The following is a 15,304-nucleotide window of genomic DNA, read 5'->3' as shown; positions in this document are numbered from 1 at the left end:
GCGCTTTCCATGTCACGACTTTCGATTTCAAGGCTTGCCGGACTATTCACCGCCTTCGTCATCCTGTTCGGCGCGATCCATTCGCCCGCGCGAGCCGAGGACAAGACGCTCACCGTCTTTGCCGCCGCCTCGATGAAGAACGCGCTCGACGAGATCGATGCGGCCTATACCGCCAAGACCGGCGTCAAGATCAACGCCAGCTACGCCGCGAGCTCGGCGCTCGCCAAGCAGATCGAGCAGGGCGCGCCGGCCGACGTGTTCGTCTCCGCCGACACCGACTGGATGGACTATGCGATCAAGCAGAAGAACATCAACGAGCCGACCCGGGTCAACCTGCTCGGCAACTCGATCGTGCTGATCGCACCGAAGGATTCCAAGATCGACAACGTCAATATCGGACCTGGCTTCGATCTCGCCAAGCTCGCCGGCGACGGCAAGATCGCAACCGGCGACGTCAAGGCGGTGCCGGTCGGCAAATACGCCAAGGCCGCGCTCGAGAAGCTCGGCGCCTGGCAGGCCGCGGAGCCGAAATTCGCGATGGCCGAGAGCGTACGCGCGGCGCTGACGCTGGTGGCGCGCGGTGAGGCCGTGCTCGGCATCGTCTATTCGACCGACGCCAAGGTCGAGCCCGGCGTCAAGATCGTCGGCACCTTCCCGGCCGATACCCATCCCGCAATCATCTATCCGGTCGCGGCGACCACGACCGCGAAGCCCGAGACCACCGAGTATCTCGCCTTCCTGCGCTCGTCCGCGGCGAAGACGATCCTCGAGAAGTACGGCTTCAAGTTCCTGGTCAGCCCGACGACCTGATGTTCGAGATCTCGCCGACCGAATGGACGGCGATCCTGCTGTCGCTGCGGGTCGCCGTCATCGCAACGCTGGTGGCGACCCCGTTCGGGATCGCGCTCGCCTGGCTGCTGGCGCGGCGTGATTTCTGGGGCAAATCGCTGCTGGATGCGGCGGTGCATCTGCCGCTGGTGCTGCCGCCGGTCGTCACCGGCTATCTGCTGCTCTTGACCTTCGGCAAGCGCGGGCTGGTCGGCGGCTGGCTCGCCGATCATCTCGGCATCGTGTTCGCGTTCCGCTGGACCGGTGCTGCGCTCGCCTGCGGCGTGATGTCGTTTCCGCTGCTGGTGCGGCCGATCCGGCTCTCGATCGAGGCTGTTGACCGCCGCCTCGAGCAGGCGGCCGAGACGCTCGGCGCTGCGCCCTGGCGGGTGTTCGCGACGGTGACCTTGCCGCTCGCGCTGCCCGGCGTGCTGGCCGGCATGGTGCTCGGCTTCGCCAAGGCGATCGGTGAGTTCGGCGCGACCATCACCTTCGTCTCCAATATCCCCGGCGAAACCCAGACCATTTCGTCGGCGATCTATTCGCTGATCCAGACGCCCGACGGCGACAGCGCCGCGGCGCGGCTGGTGATCATCTCGGTGGTGCTCGCGGTCGGCGCACTGATTGCTGCCGAAGTATTCGCGCGCCGCGCCACCGCGCGCCTGCACGGGCAATAGCAATGCTGCGCGTCGACATCCAAAAGCAGCTCGGAGAATTCTCGCTCGCGGCATCGTTCACCAGCGAGGGCCGCGTCACCGGCCTGTTCGGCGCGTCGGGCTCCGGCAAGACCTCGCTGATCAACACCATCGCGGGACTGGTGCGTCCCGATCGCGGCACCATCGTGATCGACGGCGAGACCGTCGACGATACCGCGGCCGGCATCCACGTCCCGACCTGGCGCCGCCGCATCGGCTACGTGTTCCAGGACGCGCGGCTGTTTCCGCATCTCGATATCCGCCAGAACCTCGACTATGGCCGCCGCATGAACCGCCTCGCCGAGGATGGCGCGCAACACAAGCGCGTCGTCGACCTGCTCGACATCGGCGCCCTGCTCGACCGCCGTCCCGGCAAGCTCTCCGGCGGCGAGCGCCAGCGCGTCGCGCTCGGCCGGGCGCTGCTGTCCAAGCCGCGGCTGTTGCTGCTGGACGAGCCGCTGGGCGCGCTCGACGAAAGCCGCAAGCTCGAGATCCTGCCCTATCTGGTCCGGCTGCGCGACGAGGCCGGCGTGCCCATGGTCTATGTCAGCCACGACGCCGCCGAGCTGCGCCAGCTCGCCACCCAGATCGTGATGCTGCGCCGGGGCCAGGTGACCGCGTTCGGCGGTGTCAAGGTGTTGACGTCGGGCGCCTAGAGCGTTTTCGAGCGAAGTGGATACCGGTTCGCGTAAAGAAAACGCGTCACAACAAGAGTCTAGAGCCCCGTTCCGATTCTATCGGAACGGGAAAGGCTCTAGGTGCCCACTCCGCTCGAAACGCTCAGCTGGCCGTTTTTCCGAAAGTCGGCATAAGATAGCCCATCTTGTCTGCTAGGCCCGCGTCGGGACATCCCGATCGGGCATGGGGAAAGGTGCATCGTGCGACTGACTGGCTGGGTATTGCTGCTGATCGGCGGGCTCATGTGCGCCACGATTTCGTGGGCTGCGCTCGGCTTCCTGCTGATGGGCATTGGCCTGATCTCGCTGCAGGTCGCCGAGCGGCGCCGACGCGGGGCCGACGACCCGGTGCCGGCGAGCGCCACAGGATTTACACCGCCCCGCCTCAGCGCCGGGCTGCAGCCGCCCACCCTCGACCCCGTCACCGGCCAGGACACCGGGCCGCAGCGCCAGCCGCGCCGGGTGGCCTGGCCCGACAACAGGGACGACGCGCCCTACGACCGGCAGACCTGGCGCCGGCTGGTCGAGAGCGACCCCGATCTTGCCCAGCTCGCCAAGGTGCTCGCCGATTACGGCCCGCAATATGTCGACGAGCTGGCCGCCAGCTACCTCGCCGCCCCCGACAAGGGCCGCCTCGGGGCGATCGTCGACGGCATCATCGCGCGCGCCCGGGACGGCCAGCCAGTCCCGCCGCCCGCGCCCGTCGAGGCATCGCGGCCGCCGCCACTGCCGCCCCGGCCCGAGCCAAAGCAGGTGGCCGCCCCTGCCGCCAAGCCAGCGACGTCACCGACCAATCCCACCGATGCGCTGGAAGCGTCCCTGCTCGGTGCGGTCGAGGAGGCTTCCGCCAGGATCGCCGCCGAACGCGCGGGTCTGTTCAAGACTGCCAAAGAACCTAACAAGGAATCCAACAAGGAGCCCGGCAAGACCACCGACAGCCGTCCGTCGACGGCGAGCCAGCGCGAACCGCTGTTCGGCCGCGCAGCCCGCGATGTGAGGCCGGACGTGGCACCGCCGCCAGTGTCCGCTGTGCCACCGCCGATACCGGCCGCACCGCCGCCTGAAACTCCCGCTGACCTCGAAGCATCGCTGATCGCCGCTGTCAGCGAAGCCGCTGCCCGGCGGGCGGACGCATCCAAGCCTCCGTCGATGCCGGAGCCGGCACCGCCGGAGGCGAAGCCCGAGCCCGAGATCCGCACCGTCGCGCCCAGCCAACCGAACCCAGCGTCGCCGACGCCGCCTGCGAAGACATCACCTGCAAAGAGCGCCGCCGATAATCTCGACGAGACGCTGCTTGCGGCGCTGGCCGAGATTTCCGGCCAGAAGATCAAGGACGAGTCCAAGCCAGACGCTGCGAAAGGCCCGCCCGCCGACGACGGCCTGTCCGACATGATCAAGAAGTTCGCCCCGGATTCGAGCTTCCTGCGCAAGCAGTGAGGCCGCGGCTCAGACCCCCGCCACCGACGCCCAGATATCGGCGAGCTTGCGCCGCACGGTCTGCATCCGCGTCTGCGGCGCGACCTCCTCCTCTTCCTCGGGCAGGCGCAGGCCGACGACATTGACGCGGCCGCCGCTGATGCTGCGCGCCACCAGCACGATCTCGTCGAGCGCAAGCTCGGCGCCTTCCTTCGGCGCGCGGTCGAGATTGATGTCGAAATAGTCAGCCAGCGTCAGCTTGGCCTTGTCCTCGTTGACCTTGACGCCGTAGATCTCCGCGAGCTCGCCCAGCGTATGCTCGGCCGAGACCATGAAGTCGCCCAGCAGATGCGGGTCGGGCGCACTCGACGGCGCCATGTCGACGAAGAAGCGATCGAGTGCTTCGGCGCGCTCCGGCGGCGCCAGCAGATAGATGTAATCGCCGGGCGCGACCGGATCGGCTTCGGTCGGCGTCAGGATCCGCTCGTCGCGGATCACCAGCGTCGGCTTCGACCAGGACGGGATCAGACCGCGGCGGAAATACAGGCTCTTCGGCCGCACTGGATAGCCGACCAGCTGCTGCTCCAACTGGCCGGGCAGATCGAGCTCGACGCGGCGCGGGCCACGTTCGGCGCGCGGCAGCGCGACATGCAGCTTCCGCGCCGCCGGTGCCAGCGTCCAGCCCTGCAACAGCAGCGAAATGATGACGACGACGAAGGCGACGTCGAAATAGAGATAGGCCTTCGACAGGCCGACCAGCATCGGGATCGAGGCGAGGAAGATCGCGACCGCGCCGCGCAAGCCGGTCCAGGCGATGAAGACCTTCTCCCGCCAGTTGAACTTGAACGGCGCGAGGCAGATCAGCACCGCCAGCGGCCGCGCCACCAGCATCAGCGCGAATGCCACTATCACCGCGCCGCCGGCGCTGGAGAGCAGCCGATGCGGCGAGACCAGGAGGCCGAGCAGCACGAACATCACGATCTGCGCCAGCCAGGTCGCGGCGTCGAGGAATGTCACCACCGAATTATGCGCACGGGTCGGCCGGTTGCCGATGATGATACCGGCGAGATAGACCGCGAGGAATCCCGAGGCGTGCACGATCTGCGAGCCGCCGAAGATCACCAGCGCAGCTGTGGTGACGAACGGCGCATGCAGGCCCTGCGGCAGCGCCACGTGATTCAGCGCGATCACCACCAGCCGGCCGCCGATCACCCCGATGATGGCGCCCAGCACCGCCTCCTGGATGAACTCCAGTGCGATATGCGAGGCCGAGCTCTGGCCGATCGAGATGAACTCGACCAGCATCAAGGTGAGGAAGATCGCGAACGGATCGTTGGTACCGGATTCCGCCTCCAGCGTGGCGCCGACGCGCGGGCGCAGGCGCAGGCCCTGGGTGTGCACCAGCAGGAACACCGCCGCAGCATCGGTCGAGGCCACCACGGCGCCGACCAAAAGCGACTCGGTCCAGTTGAGGTCGAGCACGTAGCGGGCGACCGGCGCCGTGATCAGCGCGGTCAGCAGCACGCCGGCGGTCGCCAGCATCATCGAGGGCGCCAGCACGGTGCGGATGCTGGCAAACCGCGTCTTCAATCCGCCGTCGAACAGGATCAGCGCCAACGCCACCGAGCCGACCAGATAGGTGGTGCGGACGTCGTCAAACTGGAGGTGGCCGGGCCCGGCGTCGCCCGCCAGCATGCCGACCAGCAAGAACACCAGCAGCAAGGGGGCGCCGAACCGCAACGCCAGCAGGCTGGACAGGATGCCGGCCATCACCAGCACTGCACCGAGCAGGATCGCTATACTGACGGAGTCGAGGGATGCCATGCGTCTTTGGAGGTCTCAACGACTTGGGGGGTCTCAAATACTTGCAATTGCATCCTTATCGTCGCCACACTGGGACGCCAACCGATTTCTGCCCTCAGCGGCAATCCGCCCGGCTTTGCCTGCCCTAGGTCGCCCCGACACTGTGGTGTATCGATGGTCGCGTGAGCGCTGTTGTGGAATTCTCAGCGTGCATTCGAATCACATTTGCCTGACCCGCGCCTCGAGTTGAGACTTTGCCAATGGACATGAGCTGGAAGGACGTCCTGGAATCGATCCAATTGGCAGCGCGCTCGGTCGGCGCCGAGGTCGCCTCGCCCTGGTTCTACCTGCAATTCGGCATCATCCTCGCCGCCGCGGGCCTCGCCTACGCCGCCGATACCGCTATCCATGCGCGGGTCAACATGGCGTCGCTGGCGATGCGCTGGCCGCTGCCGCTCCGGCATTTCGTCCGCGTGGTGGTGGCGAGCGCCTCCACCGCGGTTTTCGCGGTGCTGATGGTGATCTCGCGCATCGTGATGTGGCACGCGACCTGGCCGAGCCGCAGCTATCTGATCGCGGTCTCCGCCAAGCTGGCGCTGGCCTGGCTGGTGATCCGGCTCGTCACCTCGGTGATCGACAACGCCTTCATCGTGAAGACAGTGTCGATCGCGGCCTGGGTGGTGGCGGCGCTCAGCATCATCGGCCAGCTCGATTGGGCGGCCGACATGCTGGATTCCTACGCAGTCGTGGTCGGCGGCCTCCGCCTGACCCCGCTGCTGCTGCTCAAGGCCGGCGCGCTCTTGATCGTGGCGCTGTGGCTGACCAACCTCGCCGGCAATTTCGCCGAGAGCCGGATCAACCGCGCCACCGATCTGACGCCGTCGATCCAGGTGCTGCTGGTCAAGATCATCCGCATCGGGCTGATGGTGCTGGCGATCGTGATCGCGCTCGGCGCGGTGGGCATCAACCTGTCCGCGCTCGCGGTGTTCACCGGCGCGGCCGGCGTCGGCATCGGTCTCGGTCTACAGAAGATCGTCGCCAACTTCATCAGCGGCCTGATCCTGCTGGTCGACAAATCCGTGAAGCCCGGCGACCTCGTCACGATCGGCGACAATTCGGGCCGCATCAGCGCGATGAAGACCCGCTACATCTCGGTCGCCGCCGGCGACGGCCGCGAGTTCCTGATCCCGAACGAGGATCTGGTGACGCAGAGGGTCACCAACTGGACCTACACCGACAAGAACACGCTGGTGAAGATCGCCTTCGCTACCAATTACGATGCCAATCCGCGGCAGGTCTGCAAGCTCGGGATCGAAACCGCAGCGGCCCATCCGCGCGCCACCAAGGGCCGGACGCCGAACTGCATCCTGACCGAGTTCGCCGAGGCCGGGATGAAGTTCTCCCTGACGTTCTGGATCGCCGATCCCGACGGCATGGACAATGTGAAGAGCGACGTCATGCTGTCGCTGTGGGACGCCTTCAAGCAGGACGGCATCAAGGTCCCCTACCCGGTGCGGGAACTCCGCATCCGCGGCGGCGCGCTGCCGGTCGAGAGCGTGGTCGAGGTCTCGAATTAGCTTTTTTGAGCCCGGTTTTGCGCGGTCTTGCCGCCGCTGTTCCGAAATGCGCCCTGAAATCAATCCGTGTGGACATTGTCCCCATGCTCAAGCTTGGCTTGCGCCGGGCGCGCCGATCATTAAATTAGGGCCTGAAATCAGCCCCTTGCCCGCAGAAACATCCCGCCCATGAGCTATATCGACGCCACTGACACCTCGCTTCGCAAGACCGGCCAGATCAAGCTGCACGGGCCGAGCGGCTTTGCCGGCATGCGCAAGGCCGGCGCGCTGGTGTCGAAGTGCCTCGATGCGCTCACCGACATCGTCAAGCCGGGCGTCCCGACCTCTGACATCGACGACTTCGTGCGCAAGTTCGCGTTCGACCACGGCGCCTATCCGGCGACGCTGATGTATCGCGGCTATCGCTACTCGACCTGCACCTCGATCAATCACGTGGTCTGCCACGGCATGCCGGGCGACCGTCCGCTGAAGGAAGGCGACATCGTCAATGTCGACGTCACCTTCATCGTCGACGGCTGGTACGGCGATTCCAGCCGCATGTATGCGATCGGCGCCATCGCGCGGAAGGCGGAGCGGCTGATCGAGGTGACCTATGAGGCGATGATGCGCGGCATTGCCGCAGTGAAGCCCGGCGCCACCACCGGCGACATCGGCCATGCCATCCAGAGCTTCGTCGAGCCGCAGGGCATGAGCGTGGTGCGCGACTTCTGCGGTCACGGCCTCGGCCGCCTGTTCCATGACGAGCCGAACATCATCCATATCGGCCGCCCCGGCGAAGGCGCGCCGCTGAAGCCCGGCATGTTCTTCACCATCGAGCCGATGATCAATCTCGGCAAGCCGCACGTGAAGATCCTGTCCGACGGCTGGACCGCGGTGACCCGCGACCGCTCGCTGTCGGCGCAGTTCGAGCACTCGGTCGGCGTCACCGCCGACGGCGTCGAGATCTTCACGCTGTCCGAGCGCCACGGCGAGAAGCCGTGGGTGCAGGTGTAATCCGATCGCGATCAATCAATAGTCGCTCCGCGTGCGGGCGACGATCTCCTCGGGCGTGTGGTTGTCGCCAATCGACATCGCGCAGATCCGCGACAGATGCAGATAGGACAGCCCGGTCTCCTCGGCCCAGGCGTTGAACTGCCCCTGCACCTTGGCGAGGTCGCGCTTCGACTTGACCTCTTCGGCGATATCGAGCCCGGCATCGCGCAGGCAGGCGACGACATCGCGCGAGGTGACGAAGCCGTCCCAGCCGAGAAAGCGCAGCAGCATCTGCCCGGTGTTGCCGCCGAGCCGGCTGCCGCGCTTGGCCAGCAGGTCCAGCAATCCGACCTCATCCGATGACGGCCAGGCGCCAAGGAATTTGCCGAAGCTACCGTGCTCGCGCGCGATCTCCTGCACGAAGCGGCCATTGTCGCGCACCGACATGATCTTGGCGCCGTTGCGCACGATCCTGGTGTCGCTGGTCAGCTTCTCCCAGAATTCATCTGATTTGAAGGCGAGCTTGGCGGGCGCAAAGCCGAGGAACGCCGCCTCGAAGCCCTCCCATTTGGCGTCGATCACGCTCCAGGCAAAACCGGCGCAGAACACGCGCTTGGTCATCTCGGCCAGCACGCGGTCGTCGCCGAGCTTGGCCAGCGTCTTGGCGCCTGCCGGCGGCCGCAGCAATTTCTCCAACGCTTTCGGCCCGCCCTTGCGCTTCTCGGCGCGTGCGCGGATCACCTTGAACGATGTCACGCCGCCCTCCCCTTTTTTTCGATTTCGAAATGTTGCGGCCAAACGTAGTTCGCCCGCCGCATCGTGGCAAACCGTCGCAGGCGCGCCCACATCGAGAAACCAAACCGTCCTGATGTCGCCACGCTGAGTGGGAAATGGGAAGCCTCCCGCGCCAACGACAGGAGTGATGATTGGACAAGTCCACGCGCCGCGGCTTTCTCGGCCTGATCTCGGCAACCGCAGCAGGCCTGCTGCCGGCACGGCAAGCCGCCGCCGCATCCGAGAGCCGGCCGGTCGACAGCGCGGAAGCCTGCATCCTGATGCCGCAGGCGGAGGAAGGGCCGTTCTATGCCGATCCAAAGCTAGTGCGCTCCGACGTCACCGACGGCAAGGCCGGGATTCCGCTGACCTTGCGGCTGCGCGTGATCGAGGCCGGCGTGTGCACGCCGGTCACAGCCGCGCGCGTCGACATCTGGCATTGCGACGCGCAGGGCCTCTATTCGGCATTTCCGGGCCAGGGCGACGCGCACAATATCGACGAGACCAGCAAGAGCTTCCTGCGCGGCACGCAGACGACCGACGCTGCGGGGTGGGTCGCGTTCAACACCATCTATCCCGGCTGGTATGAAGGCCGCGCCACGCATATCCATTTCAAGGTCTTCCTCGACGACAGGAACGTGCTGACCGGCCAAACCTTCCTGCCGGATGCGCTGAACGAATTCATCTACGCCAATGCGCCGGACTATACGGGCCGCCCGCGGCCGCGTAGCACGTTGAACGCAAACGACCATGTCGTCGAGATCGCCGATCCGGATCGCCGCGCGTTCTGCGCGGTGAAGGAGGAGAAGGACCGCTATGTCGCGACGCTGACGCTCGGCGTCGACAGGCGCACCGAGATCGCGATGCAGCCGCGCCGTGGCCCACCTCCGGGTATGCCGCCTGGACCGCCACCGAGCCCGCCGCCGGCCGGCATGATGCCGGGAGGCATGATACGCGGCCACCAGATCAAGGACCGGCTGGCGGCGCTGATCCCCGGCCTGAAGCGCTCGCCGTAGCGCAACGCTTGGCCCTTGCAAATCGCGGCAGGCACGGCATGGTTGTGGCCGATGCCCGCCAAGCCCGATGCCAGCAACGACGACACCGACGAGACGCCGCACTATCACGGCCATCGCGAACGGCTGCGCGAGCGCTTCTATGCGGCGGGGCCAGAGGCGCTGACCGATTATGAGCTGCTGGAGATGGCGCTGTTCGCCGCCATCCCGCGCCGCGACACCAAGCCGTTGGCCAAGGCGCTCCTGAAGAAGTTCGGCTCCTTCGCCGAGGTGGTGCATGCGCCGGTAGCGCGGCTGCGCGAGGTCGACGGCGTCAAGGATGCCTCGATCAACCAGCTCAAGCTTCTCGCCGCCGCCGCCGGGCGCATCGCCAAGGGCGAGATCAGGCGCAACATCGCGCTGTCGTCGTGGAACGACGTCATCGCCTATTGCCGCACCGGCATGGCATTCGCCGACAAGGAGCAGTTCCGCCTGCTGTTCCTCGACAAGCGTAACCAGTTGATCGCCGACGAGGTGCAGCAGACCGGCACCGTGGATCACACCCCGGTCTATCCCCGCGAGGTGATCAAGCGCGCGCTGGAATTGTCCGCGACCGCCCTGATCCTGGTGCACAATCACCCGTCCGGCGACCCGACGCCGTCGCAGGCCGACATCCAGATGACCAAAGCGATCGTCGACATCGCAAAACCGCTCGGGATCGCCGTGCATGATCACATCATCGTCGGCAAGAACGGGCATACCAGCTTCAAGGGCATGCGACTGATATAGTCTCGCTGTCGTCGCGCTCTCTCCGTCGTCCCTGCGAAAGCAGGGACCCATAACCACAAGGCTACGTTGTTGAAAGCAGGCTGTGGCACCAGCGTCGCGCAACAATCCGCATTCGTGGTAATGGGTCCCGGCCTTCGCCGGGACGACGGTGAATATGTTGCGCGCTCTGTGAGTCACACATCCGCTTCGTTCACCCTCAGATGCGCAATTGCGCATCGGCGAATGGCGATGGAGAGAGCAGCGCCGCGTTTGAAGCGTCACACGGACCATCAGCAACTGCCGCTAGAACCACCCATGCAACGTTTTTCGCGCGGCGGCGTTTGTTGCTGGTTGATTTGGCTGTTCCTAGGCTTTGGGAGACGCGATGTCCGATTATGTGATTGAGGAAGGGCTGCCCTATCCGCTCGGCGCCCATTGGGCCGGCCACGGCACCAATTTCGCGGTGTTCTCCGCCAATGCCACCAAGGTCGAGGTCTGCCTGTTCGACGGCGAGCGCGAGACGCATCGCTTCGAGCTGCCGGAATATACCGACCAGGTGTTCCACGGCTTCATCAACGGCGTGCAGCCGGGCACGTTCTACGGCTATCGCGTCTACGGCCCCTACCAACCGGACGGCGGCCACCGCTTCAATCCGAACAAGCTGCTGCTCGATCCCTATGCCCGCGCCCATGCAGGCCACCTGACCTGGAATCCGGCGGTGTTCGGCTACAAGATGGAGAGCGGCGACGACCTGACTTTCGACGAGCGCGACAGCGCGCCGTTCATGCCGAAATGCGTGGTGTGCGATCCCCATTTCGACTGGGCGCAGGAGCCGCAACGGCAGGAAGCCCATTGGGACGAGACCGTCGTCTACGAGACCCACGTCAAGGGCTTTACCAAACAGCATCCCGACATCGACGAGCACTTGCGCGGCACCTACGCGGGCTTCGGCTCGAATGCCGCGATCGACTATCTGAAGGCGCTCGGCATCACCTCGGTCGAGCTATTGCCGGTGCATTCCTTCGTCAACGACAGCAATCTTCTGGAGAAGCACCTCACCAATTACTGGGGCTACAACACGATCGGCTTCTTCGCGCCGGACCCGCGCTACGCCGCCGACGTGCCGAACAGCCTGCGCGAATTCAAGGAAATGGTGGCGCGGCTGCATGGCGCCGGGCTCGAGGTGATTCTCGACGTCGTCTACAACCACACTGCCGAAGGCAATGAGCGCGGCCCGACGCTGTCGTTGAAGGGCATCGACAATGCGAGCTATTATCGCCTGCTGCCCGACAAGCGGCGCTACTACATCAACGACACCGGCACCGGCAACACGGTGAACTTGTCGCATCCGCGGGTGATCCAGCTGGTGATGGACAGCCTGCGCTACTGGGCCGGCCACATGCATGTCGACGGCTTCCGCTTCGACCTCGGCACCATCCTGGCGCGCGAGGTCTATGGCTTCGACGAGCAGTCCGGCTTCCTCAAGGCAATGAACCAGGACCCATTGCTCGCGACCGTCAAGCTGATCGCCGAGCCCTGGGATTGCGGCCCCGGCGGCTACCAGGTCGGCGGCTTCCCGCCGGGTTGGGCGGAATGGAACGACAAGTACCGCAACACGGTGCGCGACTTCTGGCGCGGCGAGGCGGCACCGGGCAGCCTGGCCCCGCGCCTGCTCGGCTCGCACGACGTGTTCAACCGCGAGGGCCGCCGCACCTGGGCCAGCGTCAACTTCATCACCGCGCATGACGGGTTCACGCTGAACGACTGGGCGAGCTACAACAACAAGCACAACGAGGCCAACGGCGAGCACAACAATGACGGCTCGTCGGACAACCACTCCTGGAATTGCGGCGCCGAGGGGCCGACCGACAATCCCGAGATCATCGCTTTGCGCGAACGCCAGAAGCGCAACATGCTGGCGACGCTGTTGGCCTCGCAGGGCACGCCGATGCTGCTCGGCGGCGATGAGTTCGGCCGTACCCAGCGCGGCAACAACAACGCCTATTGCCAGGACAACGATATCTCCTGGTTCGATTGGAATCTGTCCGCCGACGCCAACGAACTGCTCGCCTTCACCAAACGGATGTTCAAACTCAGGCGCGACTATCCGATCCTGCGCCGCAGCCGCTTCCTATCAGGCGACCGCGATCCGCAGCTCGAAATCCGCGACGTGGTCTGGATCAGCACGTCCGGCGTGGAGATGACGCAGGCCGACTGGACCACCGGCTGGATCAAATGCTTCGGCGCCGTGCTCGACGGCCGCGCCCGCAAGACCGCGATCGCCCGCGAGGGAGAGGACGACACCGTGCTTGTGATCCTCAACAGCTATGAGGGCGAGGTCGACTTCAAGCTGCCCGCTACGTCGGCCGGCCCGCATTGGTCGCTGCTGCTCGACACCAAAACGCCGGAGCAGCCGGCGGGCGCGCAGTTCGCGTTCGAGAGCACATACAAGGCGGCTGGCCGTTCGTTTGTGTTGCTCACCGCCGGCGAACCAAAACAGGTCCCGTAGGGCGGATTAGCGCAGCGTAATCCGCCGCCACTCGATCCGACAGACGGCGGATTACGCCTTCGGCTAATCCGCCCTACTCGTCCGGGGTGCACGTCGGCTCACACCGTGCACGCCTGCACGATCTTCGGCAGATAGCCCTGGCAGAAATCCAGATAGGTTCGCACGATGGTCGATTGGTGACGGTGCGGCGGATAGAGCAAATGGAGCGACCATTCCGACAACGGGTGCTGCGGCAGCAACCGGACCAGGCGTTTCTCACGGATCGCCGCGGCTGCCAGGAAGGGCGGCAGCTCGGTAACCACGTCGCCGCGCAGCGCGCGGGTGCACAGATGATGATAGTCATTGGTGGACAGCACGGCCCTCGGTTCGATCATATGTCCACCGAGCTCCCATCGCACCTGGGTATCGATCCGCGACGCCCACACCCCGCACGGCAGATCATGAAGCGCATCCGGATGCTTCGGCATGCCGAAGCGCTTGATTAATCGCGGACTGGCGACGAGAACATTGCGGAAGGACAGCACGCGGCGTGCCACCATCGCCTCGTGAACGATCGCGCCGACCCGCAACGCCACATCGATGCCGTCCTCGACAAGGTCGACACGGCGCTCGGTCGAGTAGAGGTGAAGCTGGATGTCGGGATAGCGCTGCTGGAACGCAGCCAGCAACTCCCACCACGGCTCGAACGTCTGCGGCAACGATAGCCGCAACCGTCCTTTCAGCTGCATCTGGTCGTTGACGACGGCCTGCTTGGCCTCCAGCAGCTGCTCGATGCCCTGACCCGCGCGTTCGTACAGCCGCGCGCCGGCGTCGGTGAGTTTCGCGCCACGGGCCGATCGCTCCAGCAACTGCACCTTGAGCTGCCGTTCGAGGTCCCGGATGCGGCGACTCAAGGTCGGCAGCGGAATCTCGAGGCGGGCGGCTCCCGCCGAGAGGCTGCCGGCCTGAACGACCGCGACGAACATCCTGACCGCGTTGAGATCCATGCACGAAGCCTATCATATTCGGTAGGCCTGTTGCCATTCATGGGCGTTCATTTTCATAATTGGCTGGCTTACCTCTCCGGCCATCAGCGACCTCACCTCCGGAGAGCCCATGAAAACCAGCATCCTGGCCGCCATGACATTCGCGTTCGCGAGTTCGGCCGCATCGGCCCACGCAGCGGCAGCGCCGCAACCCGTCACCGTCGACAACTACAATCGCGCCCAGACCGACGTTTATTTCGCCGGCGTGGTCAAAGGCGGCGGCTTCGGAAAATTCCGTCATGGTCGCGAGTTGGCACCACCGATGCAGTCAGGCATCGTCCGCCCCAACCGCGACACGCTGTACTCGTTCGCGATCTTCGATCTCGATGCCGGACCGGTGACGATCACGCTACCGGACGGCGCCTGGCGCTTCATGGCGATGCAGATCGTCAATGAGGATCAATACACCACCGGCGTCTATTACGGCGCGGGCAGCCACACCCTGACGCGCGAGACGATCGGCACGCGCTACGCCATTGCGGTCGTGCGCGTCCTGGTCGATTTTTCGAGCAAGGACGAGATTCAGCAAGTCCACACCCGGCAGGATGCGATCTCATCGCAGCAGGATCGCTCCGGCACATTCGAGATTCCGAACTGGGACGAAGCCAGCCTCGGCAAAGTGAAGGCCGCGCTGCTGCAACTCGGCACCACGGTCTCCGATACACGGCGCATGTTCGGCGCAGATCAGCATCACGTCGATCCAGTGAAGCACCTGATCGGCAGCGCCATGCTGTGGGGCGGCAATCCCGAGAAGGACGCGCTGTATCTTCCGACCACGCCGGCGCGCAACGACGGCAGCACCATCCACACGCTGACGGTGACGAATATTCCTGTCGACGGTTTCTGGTCGCTTACGGTCTACAACAGTGAGGGCTATCTGCAGCCGAACCCGACCAACAGCTACGCGGTGAACAGCGTGACGGCCATGAAGGCCGCCGACGGCGCAATCACCATCCAGTTTGGCGGCTGCGACGGCGAGGTCGCCAACTGCCTGCCGATCACGCAGGGCTGGAATTACACCGTGCGGCTGTTTCAACCGCGCGCCGCGGTTCTCGACGGCAGCTGGAAATTCCCCGAGGCGCGGCCAGTGGAGTGAGGCCGTCGACGACACAGGTTCGTAGGACGGATTAGCCGAAGGCGTCATCCGCCGCAGACCCGCACGCGGAACGGCGGATTACGCTTCGCTAATCCGCCCTCCAAAGCCGTCTTCCCACTCCCAACGTCCCCTCTCCGCGACCCCGTCGGCCAATTGACATTCGGCCATGGGC

Annotated in this window: 13 protein-coding genes; 10 read left to right on the top strand and 3 right to left on the bottom strand. The window is 65.4% G+C overall.

All coding sequences use genetic code 11. From position 1 onward, the window contains the following. Window positions 1-24: 24 nt before the first annotated feature. The 4 genes from modA (at window position 25) to JQ616_RS31095 (ending at window position 3,637) form a co-directional block, all read left to right on the top strand. The gene (gene modA / locus JQ616_RS31110; RefSeq protein WP_212021708.1) at window positions 25-810 is read left to right on the top strand and encodes a molybdate ABC transporter substrate-binding protein; all 786 of its coding nucleotides are present in this window, start codon (window positions 25-27) and stop codon (window positions 808-810) included. Continuing rightward, window positions 810-1,505 (top strand): molybdate ABC transporter permease subunit, encoded by a 696-nt coding sequence (gene modB, locus JQ616_RS31105; protein ID WP_212021353.1) that lies wholly within the window; start codon window positions 810-812, stop codon window positions 1,503-1,505. Before modA ends, modB begins: the two co-directional genes overlap by 1 nt. 2 nt (window positions 1,506-1,507) lie before the next feature. Further along, complete coding sequence (gene modC, locus JQ616_RS31100; protein WP_212021347.1) at window positions 1,508-2,179, top strand: molybdenum ABC transporter ATP-binding protein; 672 nt, start codon at window positions 1,508-1,510, stop codon at window positions 2,177-2,179. A gap of 222 nt (window positions 2,180-2,401) precedes the next feature. Next, on the top strand, window positions 2,402-3,637 hold the full coding sequence (locus tag JQ616_RS31095; protein ID WP_212021345.1) for a hypothetical protein: 1,236 nt from the start codon (window positions 2,402-2,404) through the stop codon (window positions 3,635-3,637). Window positions 3,638-3,646: 9 nt separating this feature from the next. On the opposite strand, the gene JQ616_RS31090 is transcribed toward JQ616_RS31095, so the two are convergent. Continuing rightward, window positions 3,647-5,440, bottom strand: coding sequence for a potassium/proton antiporter (locus tag JQ616_RS31090; protein ID WP_212021343.1), 1,794 nt, complete (start codon window positions 5,438-5,440; stop codon window positions 3,647-3,649). A gap of 239 nt (window positions 5,441-5,679) precedes the next feature. On the opposite strand from JQ616_RS31090, the gene JQ616_RS31085 reads away from it, so the two are divergent. Both JQ616_RS31085 and map read left to right on the top strand, forming a co-directional pair. Beyond that, on the top strand, window positions 5,680-6,996 hold the full coding sequence (locus tag JQ616_RS31085; RefSeq protein WP_212021341.1) for a mechanosensitive ion channel family protein: 1,317 nt from the start codon (window positions 5,680-5,682) through the stop codon (window positions 6,994-6,996). 168 nt (window positions 6,997-7,164) lie between these two features. Next, window positions 7,165-7,989 carry a type I methionyl aminopeptidase gene (map, locus tag JQ616_RS31080; protein WP_212021332.1) on the top strand — a complete coding sequence of 275 codons (825 nt, stop codon included), beginning with the start codon at window positions 7,165-7,167 and terminating at the stop codon, window positions 7,987-7,989. Window positions 7,990-8,004: 15 nt separating this feature from the next. Here map and JQ616_RS31075 read toward each other — a convergent pair whose 3' ends face one another. After that, window positions 8,005-8,724 carry a DNA-3-methyladenine glycosylase I gene (locus JQ616_RS31075; RefSeq protein ID WP_212021330.1) on the bottom strand — a complete coding sequence of 240 codons (720 nt, stop codon included), beginning with the start codon at window positions 8,722-8,724 and terminating at the stop codon, window positions 8,005-8,007. 170 nt (window positions 8,725-8,894) lie between these two features. Between JQ616_RS31075 and JQ616_RS31070 the strand changes: the two genes are divergently transcribed. The 3 genes from JQ616_RS31070 to glgX all read left to right on the top strand — a co-directional run bounded on the left by JQ616_RS31070 (window position 8,895) and on the right by glgX (window position 13,011). After that, window positions 8,895-9,758, top strand: a complete 864-nt coding sequence (locus tag JQ616_RS31070; RefSeq protein WP_212021328.1) for an intradiol ring-cleavage dioxygenase — start codon at window positions 8,895-8,897, stop codon at window positions 9,756-9,758. Window positions 9,759-9,809: 51 nt separating this feature from the next. Continuing rightward, window positions 9,810-10,523 carry a RadC family protein gene (gene radC, locus JQ616_RS31065; RefSeq protein WP_212021326.1) on the top strand — a complete coding sequence of 238 codons (714 nt, stop codon included), beginning with the start codon at window positions 9,810-9,812 and terminating at the stop codon, window positions 10,521-10,523. 364 nt (window positions 10,524-10,887) lie between these two features. Further along, window positions 10,888-13,011: a glycogen debranching protein GlgX gene (gene glgX / locus JQ616_RS31060; protein WP_212021324.1), complete on the top strand. Its 2,124-nt coding sequence runs from the start codon at window positions 10,888-10,890 to the stop codon at window positions 13,009-13,011. 98 nt (window positions 13,012-13,109) lie between these two features. Here glgX and JQ616_RS31055 read toward each other — a convergent pair whose 3' ends face one another. Next, a complete protein-coding gene (locus JQ616_RS31055; protein ID WP_212021322.1) occupies window positions 13,110-13,997 on the bottom strand; it encodes a LysR family transcriptional regulator in 888 nt (295 codons plus the stop codon). 109 nt (window positions 13,998-14,106) lie between these two features. Between JQ616_RS31055 and JQ616_RS31050 the strand changes: the two genes are divergently transcribed. After that, window positions 14,107-15,132 carry a DUF1254 domain-containing protein gene (locus JQ616_RS31050; RefSeq protein ID WP_212021320.1) on the top strand — a complete coding sequence of 342 codons (1,026 nt, stop codon included), beginning with the start codon at window positions 14,107-14,109 and terminating at the stop codon, window positions 15,130-15,132. Window positions 15,133-15,304 lie beyond the last annotated feature (172 nt).

The sequence above is a fragment of the Bradyrhizobium tropiciagri genome (genome assembly GCF_018130545.1).
GTDB lineage: Bacteria > Pseudomonadota > Alphaproteobacteria > Rhizobiales > Xanthobacteraceae > Bradyrhizobium > Bradyrhizobium tropiciagri_A.
This window is presented reverse-complemented; position numbering and strand designations above follow the sequence as displayed.